Here is a 17,741-nt window from a genome sequence, read left to right as displayed (position 1 = left end):
CTCCTTCCCGGGTCCTGTGTGCCTGCGCAGGACCTAAATCTATTGACACATCCCTGTCACTTTCGCATAACTATTTGCTTTATGTAGATAAGCCATCGGCTGATTCGGGCATCCGGCACGGTCAGCCGGTCGCGATCTCAACTGAGCGGGAGGTAGCTGTTGCAACGAGCACGGTGTTATTTATTGGGTGAACGCGCTGTCGTGCTGGAGCTGGAACCCCCGGTCTCACTGGAGAGTCAGCAACGTATCTGGGGACTTAACCAGCGATTGCAGTCCTCTGCGAGCGTGCTGGAGGTCATTCCCGGCATGAACAACATCACCTTGATTTTGCGTGATCCCCAGCAGAGTGCGCTGGATGCGATTGAGCGACTTCAGCGATGGTGGGAAGAGAGTGAAGCGCAATTACCTGAGTCGCGTCTGGTAGAGATCCCGGTGATCTACGGCGGTGAGGCCGGTCCCGACCTGACGGCGGTGGCTGAACATGCCGCGCTGACGCCTCATCAGGTGGTTGAGCTGCACAGCAGCAGCGAATACGTCGTGTTTTTTATTGGCTTTCAGCCGGGTTTCCCCTATCTGGGCGGACTGGATCCGCGCCTGCACATTCCGCGTCGTAGTGAGCCCAGGGTGGCCGTGCCCGCGGGATCCGTGGGTATCGGTGGCAGCCAGACCGGCGTCTACCCTCTGGCGTCGCCCGGCGGCTGGCAGTTGATCGGCCAGACACGCACCGCGCTGTTTGATCCGCTGCAGCAACCGCCCACGCTGCTCCGTCCGGGTGACAAAGTGCGCTTTGTGCCGCAACAGGAGGGCGTATGTTAAACATTCTGCGGGCCGGGCTGGCGGCCACTATTCAGGATGCGGGTCGATACGGCTGGCGTCAGTTCGGTATCAGCCCCGGTGGCGTGCTGGATTATCCCGCCATGTTCACCGCCAACGTACTGGTAGGCAATGCGCCCGACAGCGCGGTGCTGGAGATGGTGCTCGGCCAGTTCAAAGCAGCGTTTACCCGCGACGGCTGGTTTGCGCTGACGGGTGCAGGCTGTCATGCGGAGCTGGACGGCCAGCCGGTCTGGACGGGCTGGCGCACGCCAGTGAAACGCGGACAGGTCCTGTCGCTGGCGATGCCGCAGCGTGGTATGCGCAGCTATCTGGCGGTGCAGGGTGGTTTTGACATCCCCGCGGTGCTTGGCTCTGCCAGTACCGACCTGAAAGCAAAATTTGGCGGATTTCATGGGCGCGCCTTGCAGGATGGCGATCAGGTCCCGCTGGGGAAACCGACGCGTCAGTTCGACCGCAAAGTCGGGGTACGACAACTGCTGTGGGGCAACCGCATTCGCGCCTTGCCTGGTCCGGAGTATCACGAATTCAGTCCCGAAGCGCAGCAGGCGTTCTGGCGCACCGCATGGAAACTCAGCCCGCAAAGTAACCGGATGGGATACCGGCTGGAAGGACGTGAGCTTAAACGTGAGCGCCCGCGCGAGCTGCTGTCACACGGCGTGATGCCAGGTGTGATTCAGGTGCCGCCGAACGGACAGCCCATCGTATTGATGGCGGATGCCCAGACTACCGGTGGTTATCCGCGCATCGCTTCTGTTATCGAAGCCGATCTTTATCACCTGGCGCAAATCCGTCTGGGTGAGCCGATTCACTTTATTCACTGCACCCTGCCGGAAGCGATGCTGGCCCGTCAGCATCAGCAACGCGCTCTGGACCAGATGAAATGGGGACTCAATGAAAATTGATTTAAACGCCGACCTGGGTGAGGGCTGCGCCAGCGATGAAGCGCTGCTGCAACTGGTGAGCTCTGCCAACATCGCCTGTGGCTTTCACGCCGGTGATGCACAGACCATGCTGCAGTCGGTGCGCTGGGCAAAGGCATCCGGCGTCGCCATCGGGGCGCATCCCGCCTTTCCCGATCGCGAGAACTTTGGCCGCAGCGCCATGCAGTTGCCGCCGGAAACGGTCTATGCCCAGATGATCTATCAGATTGGTGCGCTGAAAAGTCTGGCGGAGAGCGAGGGCGCGCGCCTGGTGCATGTTAAGCCACACGGCATGCTCTATAACCAGGCCGCGTCAGACCCGGTGCTGGCTGATGCCATTGCCCGCGCCATCAGGGCGGTGGACAGCCAGCTGATTGTGGTCGGGCTGGCGAATAGCGAATCGATCCGTGCTGCGGCGCATTACGGTTTACACACGCGGGAAGAGGTGTTTGCTGACCGTGGCTATCTCAGCAGCGGTGCGCTGGTGCCGCGCAACCAGCCGGGCGCGCTGATTGAGAATGAACAGCAGGCTATCGATCAGACACTGACAATGGTACGGCAGGGCAAAGTGAAAAGTATCACCGGAGAATGGGTGGCGGTGAACGCGCAGACTGTCTGCTTACATGGCGACGGCGAGCATGCCCTGCAGTTTGCACAGCGGTTACGTGATGCGTTTGCCGACCAGCAGATTCGTGTCACCAGCGCCTGAATAATCACACTTAGCCCGGCTTATGCCGGGTTTTTTAACTCGGGGAAAATCCATGGAAACTGCAGTGAATCTCTGGCCACTACTGGGCATTGCCGCGATCATCGTCGGCTTCGTATTACGTTTTAATCCGGTGCTGGTGGTGATTGTCGCCGGATTTGTCACCGGTCTGGCTGCGATGATGCCGCTGGCGGACATTCTGGAAAAACTCGGCGCAGGGTTTCTTAACACCCGGAACCTGCCGCTGATTCTGCTGCTGCCACTGGCGGTCATTGGCCTGCTGGAACGTCACGGGCTAAAAGAAAGGGCGCAGGCGTGGATTGCTCAGATTAAAACCGCCACCGCCGGACGGCTGCTGATCGTCTACCTGTTTGTGCGTGAAATTACTGCGGCGCTGGGGTTAACCAGTCTTGGCGGACATCCGCAGATGGTGCGTCCGTTACTGGCACCGATGGCGGAGGGCGCCACAGAAAATCGCTATGGCGAGATCTCGCCTGAACTGCGCCATAAGCTGCGCGCCATGTCAGCGGCGACCGATAACGTCGGCCTGTTCTTTGGTGAAGATATCTTCGTGGCATTTGGCGCGATTATCTTTATGCACAACTTTATGCAGGCGTCGGCCGGGATTCAGACTGAGCCGCTGCACATCGCCTTATGGGGCATTCCGACTGCCGTTGCTGCGTTCCTGATCCATTCAGCGCGTCTGGTTCGTCTGGATCGTCAGCTGGCACGTGAGCTGCAGCAGCTCAACAGCCAGGCGCTGAAAGCCAAAGGAGGCCAGTAATGTTTCAGCAACAATATCTGATGTGGCTGGCGGGCATTATCCTGCTGGTGGTGGCTATCCTCTCATGGCGTGACCGCGCTAATCCGCGTCGCTTTACCACCGGACTCTTCTGGGCCTTATATGGCCTGGTTTTTCTGGTCGGTGACTGGACGACGGTGCTGATGAGCAGCCTGATGGGCTCGGACGCGGCGGGCACCCGAATGCTGCACATCACCATCGGTGTCATTGTGGTGATCATGGCGCTGATTGCGGGTTTAGGGGGTGTCCGGCTGGGTCGTTATCATCAGCGCACTAATGAAGAGAAACAGGCAAGCGCACAGCGTCTGCGGAATAAGCTGTTTCTGCCTGCACTGGCGATTCCGGTTGTGACCGTGGTCGGTGTGCTGGCGTTCAACAATATTCCTGGGTTGCAGGATGCGGTGTTCGGTCCCGGTAATCACGCCACGCTGGTGACATTGTTTTCAATGATGGCCGGCTGTGTGATTGGCTGGCTGGTGGCGTTAAAACTGACCCATGAAAAACCGGTACAGTCGATGCAGGAGACCCGTCGCCTGCTGGATTCAATTGGCTGGGCGTTTATCCTGCCGCAGATTCTCGCCACCCTGGGACTGCTGTTTACCGCCGCGGGCGTAGGCAGTGCTATTTCGCATCTGACTGAAACCTGGCTGGCGGTGGATAACCGCTTTATCGCCGTCACCGTCTATGCCGTCGGGATGGCCCTGTTAACCATGGTCATGGGTAACGCGTTTGCGGCATTTCCGATTATTACTGCAGGCGTTGGCATTCCGATTCTGGTGCTGCAGCACGGCGGAAATCCGGCGGTAATGGCGGCGATTGGTATGTTCTCCGGTTACTGCGGCACGCTGATGACGCCGATGGCGGCCAACTTCAATATTGTTCCGGCGGCGCTGCTGGAGCTGCCCGATCGTAACGCGGTCATTAAGGCTCAGATTCCAACCGGTGTGCTACTGTTAATCGTTAACATTTTCCTGCTCTATTTCCTGATGTTTCTGTGAGGCTGCATGAAAACTGTCCTGATGACCGCTTTTGAACCCTTTGGCGGTGAAACGATTAATCCCTCGTGGGAAGCGGTGCGCGCGCTGGAAGGCAAAAAGATTGGCGGAGCGACGATCGTCATCCGACAGCTGCCGGTGGTATTCAGTGAGGTACTTAATGTGCTGAATCAGGCACTGGAAGAGGTTAAACCGGACGCGGTAGTGTCAGTCGGGCAGGCGGGCGGTCGCAGCGACATTACCGTGGAACGTATCGGTATCAATGTCGATGACGCCCGCATCCCGGACAACGCCGGCCAGCAGCCTGTAGACGAACCGATTGTGGCAGGCGGCCCGGCAGCCTATTTTTCCCGTCTGCCCATCAAAGCGATTGTGGCGGCAGTGCGCGACGCGGGGATCCCCGCGTCGGTCTCACAGACCGCCGGGACCTTTACCTGCAATCGGGTGATGTATGGCCTGCTTCACTGGCTTGAGCAGCAAGGGAGTCCGGCGCGGGGTGGCTTTATTCATATTCCTTACCTGCCTGAACAGGCCGCGCAACATCCTGGTGCGCCGAGCATGGCGGTCGCGACCATTATTCAGGCGCTGGAGATTGCGGTGAAGGTGACGCTGGAGACCGGCGAAGATATTAAACAGGCTGGCGGCGCCACCCATTAAGAGGAAGAACGATGCCAGAAGGACCGGAAATTCGCCGCGTGGCGGATAAGCTTGAAGCCGCCATTGTGGGTGAGCCCTTAACGGAAGCGTGGTTTGCGTTTCCTCAGCTCAAGACCTATGAACCTTCACTGATTGGTGAGCAGGTGCAGGCGATTGAGACGCGGGGTAAAGCGCTGCTGACTCATTTCAGCAATGGTCTGACGCTCTACAGTCATAACCAGCTTTATGGTGTCTGGCGCATTGTGAAACCCGATACCGAACTCAATACCACGCGTCAGTTGCGGGTGCGGCTGGCTACAAAGGGTAAAGCGATTCTGCTTTACAGCGCGTCAGATATTGAACTGCTTAACGCTGATACGCTGGCGGCACATCCGTTTCTGACCCGCATCGGACCGGATGTGCTGAACAGCGCGCTGACGGTTGAAGAGGTGCGAGAGCGGCTGCTGTCACCCCGTTTCCGGCGGCGTCAGTTCAGTGGTCTGCTGCTGGATCAGGCTTTTCTGGCCGGGCTGGGAAACTACCTGCGTGCCGAGATTCTCTGGCTGGCGCAGCTGCTGCCAAATCATCGGGCGCAGGATCTCAGTGACGATCAGCTGACTGCTTTCAGCGAGGCGCTGCTGTCAGTGCCGCGTCATGCTTATCGGATGCGTGGAACCATGAAGAAATATCATGAGGAAGCGGCGTTTCAGTTTGAGGTGTTTCATCGGCAGGGCAAGCAATGCCGGCGCTGTGGCACGGTGATTGAGAAGGGCACGCTGTCATCACGGCCGTTTTACTGGTGTCCGGGGTGTCAGAGATAGACAGTAAAGTCAAAAGGGTAAAATGCTCTTACGGCTGACAGAGCCAGGCCCGTGTGAATCTTATAGCAATAAAATAGCTTAACGCGCAGGGAGCATGGTCAGAGGAGGAAAGCGTCCCGCGCCAGGGACAAAAACGCCGGGAGCGTTTTTGAACAACGCAAAGCGTTGGCCCGGAAACGGGCGCACCTCTCGGATGAGGTGCGTAATCGCGCGGGCCGAGCGTGTCATGGATGACGGCTTTTGCGTCTTTCCGATCTGACCATGTTCTCTGCGCAGGCGCGGTATCACAGCCAACCGCCCCCGGTTTTTAAGCAACATCAAGCGGAGAAATCTCCGCCCTCCGAATCTTACTTCTTCAGCTGTGAACTGAATTCGCGCTCAGTATAACCGGTGTAGAGCTGACGCGGACGGGCAATCTTCATGCCTTCGTCGTGCATCTCTTTCCAGTGTGCAATCCAGCCAACAGTACGGGCCATCGCGAAGATCACCGTAAACATGGAGGATGGAATGCCCATCGCTTTCAGAATGATACCGGAGTAGAAGTCCACGTTTGGATAAAGTTTACGCTCGATAAAGTACGGGTCGTTCAGCGCAATGTGTTCCAGCTCCATCGCCACTTCCAGCAGGTCATCCTTCATACCCAGCTCATTCAGCACTTCATGGCAGGTATCGCGCATTACGGTCGCACGTGGATCGTAGTTTTTGTAAACGCGGTGACCAAAGCCCATCAGACGGAATGAGTCATTCTTGTCTTTGGCGCGTTTAACAAATTCCGGGATGTGCTCAACGGTGCTGATCTCTTCCAGCATACGCAGGGTCGCTTCGTTGGCACCGCCGTGCGCCGGTCCCCACAGGGAGGCGATCCCGGCGGCGATACAGGCAAACGGGTTCGCGCCGCTTGAACCGGCGGTACGTACGGTCGACGTAGAGGCGTTCTGCTCATGGTCAGCATGCAGGATCAGGATGCGGTCCATCGCGCGTTCCAGGACCGGATTCACTTTGTACTCTTCGCACGGGGTAGCAAACATCATGTGCAGGAAGTTACCGGCATAGGAGAGGTCGTTGCGAGGATAAACAAATGGCTGGCCGATAGAATATTTGTAACACATTGCTGCCATGGTCGGCATTTTGGAAAGCAGACGGAATGCCGCGATTTCGCGGTGGCGCTCAATGTTTACATCCAGCGAATCGTGGTAAAACGCAGCCAGAGCACCCGTAACACCGCACATTACCGCCATCGGATGTGAGTCACGACGGAAGCCGTGGAACAGGCGGGTAATCTGCTCATGAATCATGGTGTGGCGGGTAACAGTGGTGCGGAACTCATCAAACTGTTTCTGGTTCGGTGCTTCGCCATTCAGCAGAATGTAGCAGACTTCCAGATAGTTAGAGTGGGTCGCCAGCTCAGAAATAGGGAAACCACGGTGTAGCAGGATACCTTCATCACCATCAATAAAGGTGATGGCAGATTCGCAGGACGCAGTAGACGTAAAACCGGGATCGAAGGTGAACAGGCCACTTGAACCCAGAGCGCGGACATCAACCACATCCTGGCCCAGCGTACCTTTCAGCACGTCCAGTTCAATAGATGTTCCATCTTGCAGGGTTAGCGTTACTTTTTTATCTGTCATTTTCGTCTCCATAGCGCCTTATGTAGGTAAGGATCTTTAGACACCTGAAACGCGTTCATGTTGCGGTTGGCAAAACTACACAGTATCACTCTGCGGGGATAAAGCGGGTGCAGGGTACAGAGTGAGCGGCGCGTTCCCAGCGGGAACCGGTGAGCCATGGACATGCTGCATATCGCGGTTGTTAAAGATCCGGTCAGGACATAACTTCTTGGTAACCAATAACCTGATGCTTTTTAAAGCTCATTATCGCAATGTTACATAACTTGCGCTTAGGGGAAAGTGTATCCCCATAACTTTTGTGCATCATAGGAATTTATAGGCTTAGTTTGTAACTGAATTGTTGAACTATTGTCAAATCAGATAATTAAAATTGTATCAATTGTGAAAATCGTGAGTATGATCACTGTTCTACCTAAAATATACCAAAGAGTTTGTAGGGGAATTGTAATCAGAATGTGATCCTCCTATACTCCAGGCAGGTCTCCGGAACACCCTGACACCAGGAGCCACCCAGCGTTTACTACCGCGTCAATTAACACTGGATGTTGCTTTATTGGTGACGGTTAAAGTCTGCCACGCGTTGTGATTAGACTCCGCCTCAGGTCCGGAGGAAGCAAAATAAAAAAGAGCTGTGTGGGCAAAACCGTGAAAAAACAAAGACCTGTCAACTTGGATCTCTCGACGATCCGGTTTCCCGTTACTGCAATAACGTCCATTCTTCACCGCGTCTCCGGCGTAATCACATTGGTTGCTATTGGCATCCTGCTGTGGCTACTCGGTCTCTCTCTCTCTTCTCCTGAAGGTTTCCAGCACGCTGCATCCATCATGGACGGCTTCTTCGCGAAGTTCATCATGTGGGGCATTTTAACGGCGCTGGCCTATCACGCGGTGAGCGGGATTCGTCATATGTTGATGGATTTTGGTTATCTGGCCGAAACGCTGGAATCAGGTAAGCGTTCCGCTCATATGACTTTTGTGATCACTGTCGTGCTGGCAATTCTGGCGGGAGTCCTCGTATGGTAAGCAATGCATCCGCGTTGGGTCGCAACGGCATTCAGGACTGGCTGCTGCTGCGGGCAACGGCAATCCTCATTACGCTCTACATCGTCTACATCCTCGGTTTCGTTGTGATGACAGACACGCTGACCTATGACCTGTGGCGTGGCTTCTTCGCGTCCGCATTCACCAAAGTGTTCACGCTGCTGACGCTGTTCTCCATTCTGGTCCACGGCTGGATCGGGATGTGGCAGGTGTTAACAGACTACGTCAAATCGCTGCCGGTTCGCTTGCTGTTGCAGTTTGTGATTGTCGTGGCGCTGTTGTGGTATGCGATTTATGGCTTTGTTGTGGTGTGGGGTGTGTAAATGAGTTTGCCAATCAGAGAGTTCGATGCCGTGGTAATCGGCGCAGGTGGCGCAGGAATGCGGGCCGCACTGCAAATCTCCCAGGGCGGCCAGACCTGCGCTCTGTTATCTAAAGTTTTCCCGACCCGTTCCCACACAGTATCTGCGCAGGGCGGTATTACCGTTGCGCTGGGTAATACCCATGAAGATAACTGGGAATGGCATATGTACGACACCGTCAAAGGGTCCGACTACATCGGTGACCAGGACGCGATTGAATATATGTGCAAAACCGGCCCGGAAGCGATTCTGGAACTGGAGCACATGGGCCTGCCTTTCTCGCGTCTGGAAGATGGTCGTGTTTATCAGCGTCCGTTTGGTGGTCAGTCGAAGAATTTCGGTGGCGAGCAGGCGGCACGTACCGCGGCCGCAGCTGACCGTACTGGTCACGCGTTGCTGCACACGCTTTATCAGCAGAACCTGAAAAACAAAACCACCATCTTCTCTGAGTGGTATGCACTGGATCTGGTGAAAAATGCCGATGGCGCAGTCGTTGGATGTACCGCAATCTGCATCGAAACCGGCGAAACCGTTTATTTCAAAGCGAAAGCGACCATTCTGGCAACCGGCGGCGCAGGCCGTATTTACCAGTCCACCACCAATGCGCATATCAACACCGGTGACGGCGTCGGTATGGCACTGCGTGCGGGCGTGCCGGTGCAGGATATGGAGATGTGGCAGTTCCACCCAACCGGTATCGCCGGTGCGGGCGTGCTGGTCACAGAAGGCTGTCGTGGTGAAGGCGGCTATCTGCTGAACAAACATGGCGAACGCTTCATGGAGCGTTATGCGCCAAATGCCAAAGATCTGGCGGGCCGCGACGTGGTTGCGCGCTCAATGATGATTGAAATTCGTGAAGGTCGCGGCTGTGATGGCCCATGGGGTCCGCATCTGAAGCTGAAACTGGATCACCTCGGTAAAGAGGTGCTTGAGTCACGTCTGCCAGGCATCCTTGAGCTGTCTCGCACCTTTGCCCATGCCGATCCGATTAAAGAGCCGATTCCGGTTATTCCAACCTGCCACTACATGATGGGCGGTATTCCGACCAAAGTGACCGGTCAGGCACTGCGCGTGAATGAGCAGGGCGAAGATGTGGTGATTCCAGGCCTGTTCGCTGTCGGCGAAATTGCCTGTGTATCCGTCCATGGTGCCAACCGTCTGGGCGGTAACTCACTGCTCGACCTGGTGGTCTTTGGCCGTGCAGCCGGTCTGCATCTGCTGGAGAGTATTAAAGAGCAGGGCGACCTGCGCGATGCTTCTGAAGATGAGATTGCCGTAGCGATGGCGCGCTTCAACCGCTGGGAAAACAATACTACCGGTGAAGATCCGGTTGAGATTCGTAAAGCGCTGCAACGCTGCATGCAGAACAACTTCTCTGTATTCCGCGAAGGCGACGCAATGGCGCAGGGTCTGAAAGAGCTGAAAGAGATTCGCGAGCGTCTGAAGTCAGCGCGTCTGGATGACCGCTCACCAGATTTCAATACGCAGCGTATTGAGTGCCTTGAGCTGGATAACCTGATGGAGACGGCTTTTGCCACGGCGGTAGCGGCTAACTATCGCACCGAGAGCCGCGGTGCACACAGTCGCTTCGACTTCCCGGATCGTGATGATGAAAACTGGCTGTGCCACAGTCTTTATGTCCCGGAAACCGAAAGCATGACGCGCCGTGAGGTGAACATGCAGCCGAAACTGCGCGCGGCGTTCCCGCCGAAAGTGCGTACCTACTAATTTCGGAGACGATCATGAGACTTGAGTTTTCAATTTATCGCTACAATCCGGACGTCGATGACAAGCCGCGCATGCAGGATTACACCCTGGAGTCGGAAGACGGTCGCGACATGATGTTGCTGGATGCGCTGATTCGCCTGAAAGAGAAAGATCCAACGCTGGCGTTTCGTCGCTCCTGCCGCGAAGGCGTCTGCGGCTCTGATGGCCTCAACATGAACGGTAAAAACGGACTGGCCTGTATTACGCCCGTCTCGGCATTGGGCAACGGCAAACAGAAAATTGTTATCCGTCCGCTGCCAGGTTTACCGGTAGTGCGTGACCTGGTCGTAGACATGAGCCAGTTTTATGCACAGTATGAGAAAATTAAGCCTTTCCTGCTGAATGATGGCGAGAACCCGCCAGCACGTGAGCATCTGCAGTCACCGGATGAGCGCGAACACCTGGATGGTTTGTATGAATGTATTCTCTGTGCCTGCTGCTCAACCTCATGCCCATCTTTCTGGTGGAACCCTGAGAAGTTCATCGGTCCTGCTGGCCTGCTGGCAGCATACCGCTTCCTGATTGACAGCCGCGACACGGAAACCGAAGCGCGTCTCGACAATCTGAATGATGCTTTCAGCGTATTCCGCTGCCACAGCATCATGAACTGTGTGAGTGTCTGTCCGAAAGGGCTTAACCCGACGCGCGCCATCGGCCATATCAAGTCGATGCTGCTGCAGCGCGGCGCATAAGTTATCTCCGCCGGGAACCTCAGGTTCCCGGTGTTTTACGGAAGCCTCTGTAAGCGCGGTGACTACCACGTTTACAAAGGTTCCCTTACGGGCCACGCGCGCTGCGCAAAGTGCTCGTATCGCTGAACTCACTACGGCAAACCGCGAAAGCGGCAACAAATGAAACCTCAAAAAAGCATAGCAATGCTTAAGGGATCACAATGCAGAACAGCGCGATGAAGCCCTGGCTGGACTCTTCCTGGCTGGCCGGCGCGAATCAGTCTTACATAGAGCAGCTCTATGAGGATTTCCTGACCGATCCTGACTCTGTCGATGCAGTGTGGCGCTCGATGTTCCAGCAGTTACCGGGCACCGGAATGAAACCTGAGCAGTTTCACTCCACCACACGTGAGTACTTCCGTCGCCTGGCGAAAGATGCATCTCGTTACACCTCATCTGTCTCCGATCCGGAAACCAACTCCAAGCAAGTGAAAGTGCTGCAGCTGATTAACGCGTTTCGTTTCCGCGGTCATCAGCATGCCAATCTTGATCCGCTCGGCCTGTGGAAACAGGACCGTGTCGCCGATCTCGATCCCGCTTTTCACGACCTGACCGAGGCCGATTTTCAGGAAAGCTTTAACGTAGGTTCATTTGCCATTGGCAAAGACACCATGAAGCTGGCCGATCTCTTCCAGGCGCTGACGCAGACTTACTGCGGCTCGATTGGTGCAGAATATATGCACATCAACAACACCGATGAAAAACGCTGGATCCAGCAGCGTCTTGAGTCGGTTGCGGGCCGTGCAGCGTTCAGCAACGAAGAGAAAAAAGGTTTCCTGAAAGAGCTGACTGCGGCAGAAGGGCTGGAAAAATACCTTGGGGCGAAATTCCCGGGTGCCAAACGCTTCTCGCTGGAAGGCGGCGATGCGCTGGTTCCGATGCTGCGCGAAATGATTCGTCACGCCGGCAAGAGCGGTACCCGTGAAGTGGTACTGGGTATGGCGCACCGTGGTCGTCTCAACGTGCTGATCAACGTGCTGGGCAAAAAGCCGCAGGATCTGTTCGACGAGTTCGCCGGTAAGCATAAAGAACATCTGGGCACCGGTGACGTGAAGTACCACATGGGCTTCTCCTCTGACGTGGAAACCGAAGGCGGCCTGGTTCACCTGGCGCTGGCGTTTAACCCGTCACACCTGGAGATCGTCAGCCCGGTGGTTATGGGTTCTGTGCGTGCCCGTCTGGATCGTCTGGATGAGCCAGCCAGCAATAAAGTTTTACCGATCACCATTCATGGTGATGCGGCCGTGATTGGTCAGGGCGTGGTTCAGGAAACCCTGAACATGTCACAGGCGCGCGGTTATGAAGTGGGTGGTACGGTTCGCATCGTTATCAACAACCAGGTTGGCTTTACAACGTCCAACCCTAAAGATGCGCGTTCTACCCCTTACTGCACCGACATCGGCAAAATGGTGCTGGCACCGATTTTCCATGTCAATGCTGACGATCCGGAAGCGGTCGCGTTTGTGACCCGTCTGGCGCTCGATTACCGCAACACCTTTAAGCGCGATGTGTTTATCGATCTGGTCTGCTATCGCCGTCATGGTCATAACGAGGCGGATGAGCCAAGTGCGACCCAGCCGCTGATGTATCAGAAAATCAAAAAACACCCGACGCCGCGCAAAATCTACGCCGACCGTCTGGAAGGTGAAGCCGTTGCCACGCAGGAAGATGCGACCGAAATGGTCAATCTCTACCGTGACGCGCTGGATGCGGGCGAGTGCGTGGTGCCGGAATGGCGTCCAATGAGTCTCCACTCCTTTACCTGGTCACCTTACCTGAATCATGAGTGGGATGAGCCTTATCCGGCGCAGGTCGACATGAAACGTCTGAAGGAACTGGCGCTGCGTATCAGCCAGGTGCCTGAAGAGGTGGAAGTGCAGTCGCGTGTTGCCAAGATTTATAACGACCGTCGTCTGATGGCTGAAGGCGAAAAGGCCTTCGACTGGGGCGGCGCGGAAAATCTGGCCTACGCCACGCTGGTTGATGAAGGTATTCCGGTTCGCCTGTCGGGCGAAGATACCGGTCGCGGTACTTTCTTCCACCGTCATGCGGTGGTTCATAACCAGGCGAACGGCTCAACCTATACTCCTCTGCATCATGTGCACAGTGGTCAGGGTCAGTTCAAAGTGTGGGACTCCGTGCTGTCAGAAGAGGCGGTACTGGCCTTTGAATATGGCTACGCCACCGCAGAGCCGCGCATCCTGACCATCTGGGAAGCGCAGTTTGGTGACTTCGCCAACGGTGCACAGGTTGTTATTGACCAGTTCATCAGTTCCGGTGAGCAGAAATGGGGCCGTATGTGTGGCCTGGTGATGCTGCTGCCGCACGGTTATGAAGGTCAGGGCCCGGAGCACTCCTCTGCGCGTCTGGAGCGTTATCTGCAACTTTGCGCTGAGCAGAACATGCAGGTTTGCGTGCCGTCTACACCCGCACAGGTTTACCATATGCTGCGTCGTCAGGCGCTGCGCGGTATGCGTCGTCCATTGATTGTGATGTCACCAAAATCTCTGCTGCGCCATCCGCTGGCTATTTCCACGCTGGATGAACTGGCGAATGGCAGCTTCCAGCCTGCGATTGGTGAAGTCGATGATCTGGATCCGCAGGGCGTTAAACGCGTCGTACTGTGCTCCGGTAAAGTGTATTACGACCTGCTTGAGCAGCGTCGTAAAAATGAGCAGACCGATGTGGCTATCGTGCGCATCGAACAGCTTTATCCGTTCCCGCATCAAGCGGTTCAGGAAGCATTGAAAGCGTATTCTCACGTACAGGATTTTGTCTGGTGTCAGGAAGAGCCACTGAATCAGGGCGCCTGGTACTGCAGCCAGCATCATTTCCGTGAAGTTGTGCCATTTGGTGCCACTTTACGTTATGCAGGCCGCCCGGCCTCCGCCTCACCGGCCGTGGGTTACATGTCCGTACACCAACAACAGCAGCAAGACCTGGTTAATGACGCGCTGAACGTTAATTAATTAAAAGGAAAGATAATGAGTAGCGTAGATATTCTCGTTCCCGACCTGCCTGAATCGGTTGCCGATGCCTCAGTGGCAACCTGGCACAAAAAACCAGGCGATGCAGTCACTCGCGATGAAGTGCTGGTCGAAATCGAAACCGATAAAGTGGTGCTGGAAGTACCAGCCTCTGCTGACGGTATCCTGGAAGCCGTTCTGGAAGATGAGGGTGCCACTGTTACCTCCCGCCAGATCCTGGGTCGTCTGAAAGAGGGCAATAGCGCCGGTAAAGAGAGCAGCGCGAAGTCTGAAAGCAAAGAGTCTACCCCGGCTCAGCGTCAGACTGCGTCACTGGAAGAAGAGAGCAACGATGCGCTCAGCCCGGCTATCCGCCGCCTGATTGCAGAGCACAATCTCGACGCCTCTCAGATTAAAGGCAGCGGTGTTGGCGGACGTCTGACCCGTGAAGATGTTGAAAAACACCTGGCCAACAAGCCGCAGGCTGCTAAAGCGGCAGCACCTGCTGCTGATGCGGCTACCGCGCAGCAGCCAGTGGCTAACCGCAGCGAAAAACGCGTGCCGATGACGCGTCTGCGTAAGCGCGTTGCCGAGCGTCTGCTGGAAGCGAAGAACAGCACCGCGATGCTGACCACCTTCAACGAAATCAACATGAAGCCCATCATGGATCTGCGCAAGCAGTATGGTGAGGCGTTCGAGAAGCGTCACGGTGTGCGTCTGGGCTTTATGTCCTTCTACATCAAAGCGGTTGTTGAAGCGCTGAAACGCTATCCGGAAGTGAACGCTTCTATCGATGGAGAAGATGTGGTTTACCACAACTACTTCGACGTCAGCATTGCGGTCTCTACACCACGTGGTCTGGTTACGCCAGTCCTGCGTGACGTTGATGCGCTGAGCATGGCGGACATCGAGAAGAAAATCAAAGAGCTGGCAGTGAAAGGCCGTGACGGCAAGCTGACAGTGGAAGATCTGACCGGCGGTAACTTCACCATTACCAACGGCGGCGTCTTTGGTTCACTGATGTCTACCCCGATCATCAACCCACCGCAGAGCGCCATCCTGGGCATGCACGCCATCAAGGATCGCCCGATGGCGGTCAATGGTCAGGTTGTAGTGCTGCCAATGATGTATCTGGCGCTCTCCTACGACCACCGTCTGATCGATGGCCGTGAATCAGTTGGTTATCTGGTTGCAGTGAAAGAGATGCTGGAAGATCCGGCGCGCCTGCTGCTGGATGTCTGATTTTCACCGGGCGCGCCTGGCGCGCCCAACCTCAATACTCTTTTCAGACCTGAATGGATAGAACATCATGAACTTACACGAATACCAGGCGAAACAACTGTTTGCACGGTATGGCATGCCTGCACCAACGGGTTACGCCTGTACTACACCACGTGAAGCGGAAGAAGCTGCCTCTAAAATTGGCGCAGGCCCGTGGGTAGTTAAATGTCAGGTTCATGCCGGTGGCCGCGGTAAAGCGGGCGGTGTGAAAGTAGTTAACAGCAAAGAAGAGATTCGCGCCTTTGCTGAAAACTGGCTGGGCAAACGCCTGGTGACCTATCAAACTGATGCAAACGGCCAGCCGGTAAACCAGATTCTGGTTGAAGCAGCGACCGATATCGACCAGGAGCTCTATCTGGGCGCTGTGGTCGATCGCGCAACGCGTCGCGTCATTTTCATGGCGTCGACTGAAGGCGGCGTGGAAATTGAAAAAGTGGCGGAAGAGACCCCGCACCTGATCCATAAAATGGCGCTGGATCCGCTGACCGGTCCGCAGCCTTACCAGGGCCGTGAGCTGGCATTCAAACTTGGCCTGACTGGCAAGCTGGTTGGTCAGTTCACCAAGATCTTCATGGGTCTGGCGACACTGTTCCTGGAGCGCGATCTGGCGATGGTTGAGATCAACCCGCTGGTGATTACCAAGCAGGGCGACCTGATCTGCCTGGACGGTAAACTGGGTGCCGATGGCAATGCCCTGTTCCGTCAGCCAGAACTGCGTGAAATGCGCGACCCAAGCCAGGAAGATCCACGTGAAGCACATGCGACACAGTGGGAACTGAACTATGTTGCGCTGGAAGGCAACATCGGTTGTATGGTTAACGGCGCAGGTCTGGCGATGGGTACCATGGACATCGTTAAGCACCATGGCGGTCAGCCAGCCAACTTCCTTGATGTCGGCGGCGGCGCGACCAAAGAGCGCGTAACCGAAGCCTTCAAAATCATCCTGTCTGACGATGCGGTTAAAGCCGTTTTCGTTAACATCTTCGGCGGTATCGTACGCTGTGACCTGATTGCCGACGGCATCATCGGCGCAGTGGCTGAAGTGGGTGTGAACGTGCCAGTAGTGGTACGTCTGGAAGGTAACAATGCCGAGCTGGGCGCCCAGAAACTGGCGGACAGCGGTCTGAACATCATTGCAGCAACCAGCCTGACAGACGCCGCACAGCGTGTTGTTGCTGCCGCGGAGGGTAAATAATGTCCATTCTGATCGACAAAAACACCAAAGTCATTTGCCAGGGTTTCACCGGTGGCCAGGGGACTTTCCATTCTGAGCAGGCGCTGGCTTACGGCACCCAACTGGTTGGCGGCGTGACGCCAGGCAAAGGCGGCACGACTCACCTCGGCCTGCCGGTGTTCAATACCGTGCGCGAAGCCGTAGAAGCGACGGGCGCAACTGCCACCGTGATCTATGTCCCCGCACCATTCTGTAAAGATGGCATCCTGGAAGCGATCGAAGCGGGCATCAAACTGATCATCACCATCACCGAAGGTATTCCGACCCTGGATATGCTGACCGTGAAAGTGAAGCTGGATGAAGCAGGCGTGCGGATGATCGGTCCAAACTGCCCGGGTGTTATCACCCCTGGCGAATGTAAGATCGGCATCATGCCGGGCCACATTCACCAGCCGGGCCGCGTTGGTATCGTATCGCGTTCAGGTACGCTGACCTATGAAGCGGTTAAGCAGACCACTGACATCGGCTACGGCCAGTCAACCTGCGTCGGCATCGGCGGTGACCCGATCCCAGGCTCTAACTTCATCGACATTCTGAAAATGTTCCAGGATGATCCACAGACTGAAGTTATCGTGATGATCGGTGAAATCGGCGGTAGCGCTGAAGAAGAAGCCGCAGCCTTCATTAAAGAGCACGTGACCAAACCGGTTGTGGGCTATATTGCTGGCGTAACCGCGCCAAAAGGCAAGCGTATGGGCCATGCAGGCGCCATCATTGCCGGTGGTAAAGGCACAGCAGATGAGAAATTTGCTGCGCTGGAAGCGGCAGGCGTGAAAACCGTTCGCAGCCTGGCTGATATCGGTGATGCAGTTAAAGCCGTATTACCGGCCAAATAAGTCAGCGTCATCTGAAACTAAGCCACCTTCGGGTGGCTTTTTTTATGTCCGTTATCAACGGGCATAATGCTGGCAGTGAAAGCGAAGAATACGTTGTTAAATAACCTGCTCACCGTTTATCACGTTAAGAAAAAGTGGCAAAGGTAAACTATTTCTTCACATCTTATTTCATTAA

The 17,741-nt window shown here is 55.7% G+C and carries 16 protein-coding genes; 15 read left to right on the top strand and 1 reads right to left on the bottom strand.

The genetic code is table 11. From position 1 onward, the window contains the following. The first annotated feature begins 159 nt into the window (after nt 1-159). From pxpB to nei, 7 genes are read left to right on the top strand one after another with little or no spacing between them, the layout of a single operon-like run. Nucleotides 160-816 (top strand): 5-oxoprolinase subunit PxpB, encoded by a 657-nt coding sequence (gene pxpB, locus IAI47_RS13805; RefSeq protein WP_008925015.1) that lies wholly within the window; start codon nt 160-162, stop codon nt 814-816. Beyond that, nucleotides 810-1,739, top strand: a complete 930-nt coding sequence (gene pxpC / locus IAI47_RS13800) for a 5-oxoprolinase subunit PxpC (RefSeq protein ID WP_008925016.1) — start codon at nt 810-812, stop codon at nt 1,737-1,739. Before pxpB ends, pxpC begins: the two co-directional genes overlap by 7 nt. Next, complete coding sequence (gene pxpA, locus IAI47_RS13795; protein WP_008925017.1) at nt 1,729-2,466, top strand: 5-oxoprolinase subunit PxpA; 738 nt, start codon at nt 1,729-1,731, stop codon at nt 2,464-2,466. Before pxpC ends, pxpA begins: the two co-directional genes overlap by 11 nt. A gap of 52 nt (nt 2,467-2,518) precedes the next feature. Then, a complete protein-coding gene (locus IAI47_RS13790; protein WP_008925018.1) occupies nt 2,519-3,247 on the top strand; it encodes a DUF969 domain-containing protein in 729 nt (242 codons plus the stop codon). Next, complete coding sequence (locus IAI47_RS13785) at nt 3,247-4,263, top strand: DUF979 domain-containing protein (RefSeq protein ID WP_008925019.1); 1,017 nt, start codon at nt 3,247-3,249, stop codon at nt 4,261-4,263. The genes IAI47_RS13790 and IAI47_RS13785 overlap by 1 nt, the downstream gene beginning before the upstream one ends. Nucleotides 4,264-4,269: 6 nt before the next feature. After that, nucleotides 4,270-4,917, top strand: coding sequence for a pyroglutamyl-peptidase I (gene pcp / locus IAI47_RS13780; RefSeq protein WP_008925020.1), 648 nt, complete (start codon nt 4,270-4,272; stop codon nt 4,915-4,917). Nucleotides 4,918-4,928: 11 nt separating this feature from the next. Beyond that, nucleotides 4,929-5,717 (top strand): endonuclease VIII, encoded by a 789-nt coding sequence (gene nei, locus IAI47_RS13775; protein WP_008925021.1) that lies wholly within the window; start codon nt 4,929-4,931, stop codon nt 5,715-5,717. A 347-nt stretch (nt 5,718-6,064) separates the two neighbouring features. On the opposite strand, the gene IAI47_RS13770 is transcribed toward nei, so the two are convergent. After that, nucleotides 6,065-7,348: a citrate synthase gene (locus IAI47_RS13770; RefSeq protein WP_003853167.1), complete on the bottom strand. Its 1,284-nt coding sequence runs from the start codon at nt 7,346-7,348 to the stop codon at nt 6,065-6,067. 633 nt (nt 7,349-7,981) lie between these two features. Between IAI47_RS13770 and sdhC the strand changes: the two genes are divergently transcribed. The 8 genes from sdhC to sucD all read left to right on the top strand — a co-directional run bounded on the left by sdhC (nt 7,982) and on the right by sucD (nt 17,566). Then, nucleotides 7,982-8,371 carry a succinate dehydrogenase cytochrome b556 subunit gene (gene sdhC, locus IAI47_RS13765; RefSeq protein ID WP_033742984.1) on the top strand — a complete coding sequence of 130 codons (390 nt, stop codon included), beginning with the start codon at nt 7,982-7,984 and terminating at the stop codon, nt 8,369-8,371. Then, entirely contained in the window at nt 8,365-8,712 is a 348-nt protein-coding gene (sdhD, locus tag IAI47_RS13760; RefSeq protein ID WP_008925023.1) for a succinate dehydrogenase membrane anchor subunit, read from the top strand. Before sdhC ends, sdhD begins: the two co-directional genes overlap by 7 nt. Next, on the top strand, nt 8,713-10,479 hold the full coding sequence (gene sdhA / locus IAI47_RS13755) for a succinate dehydrogenase flavoprotein subunit (RefSeq protein ID WP_033742985.1): 1,767 nt from the start codon (nt 8,713-8,715) through the stop codon (nt 10,477-10,479). Between the two features lie 14 nt (nt 10,480-10,493). Further along, nucleotides 10,494-11,210: a succinate dehydrogenase iron-sulfur subunit gene (locus IAI47_RS13750; protein WP_003853156.1), complete on the top strand. Its 717-nt coding sequence runs from the start codon at nt 10,494-10,496 to the stop codon at nt 11,208-11,210. A gap of 200 nt (nt 11,211-11,410) precedes the next feature. Continuing rightward, nucleotides 11,411-14,218 (top strand): 2-oxoglutarate dehydrogenase E1 component, encoded by a 2,808-nt coding sequence (sucA, locus tag IAI47_RS13745; protein WP_003853155.1) that lies wholly within the window; start codon nt 11,411-11,413, stop codon nt 14,216-14,218. 15 nt (nt 14,219-14,233) lie between these two features. Then, a complete protein-coding gene (gene odhB / locus IAI47_RS13740) occupies nt 14,234-15,457 on the top strand; it encodes a 2-oxoglutarate dehydrogenase complex dihydrolipoyllysine-residue succinyltransferase (RefSeq protein ID WP_003853153.1) in 1,224 nt (407 codons plus the stop codon). A gap of 67 nt (nt 15,458-15,524) precedes the next feature. Then, nucleotides 15,525-16,691 (top strand): ADP-forming succinate--CoA ligase subunit beta, encoded by a 1,167-nt coding sequence (gene sucC / locus IAI47_RS13735; protein ID WP_003853151.1) that lies wholly within the window; start codon nt 15,525-15,527, stop codon nt 16,689-16,691. Further along, entirely contained in the window at nt 16,691-17,566 is an 876-nt protein-coding gene (sucD, locus tag IAI47_RS13730) for a succinate--CoA ligase subunit alpha (protein WP_003853148.1), read from the top strand. Before sucC ends, sucD begins: the two co-directional genes overlap by 1 nt. Nucleotides 17,567-17,741: the final 175 nt, after the last annotated feature.

Origin of the sequence: Pantoea sp. MT58 (assembly GCF_014495885.1) — a bacterium.
GTDB classification, from domain to species: Bacteria; Pseudomonadota; Gammaproteobacteria; order Enterobacterales; family Enterobacteriaceae; genus Pantoea; species Pantoea eucalypti.
This window is presented reverse-complemented; position numbering and strand designations above follow the sequence as displayed.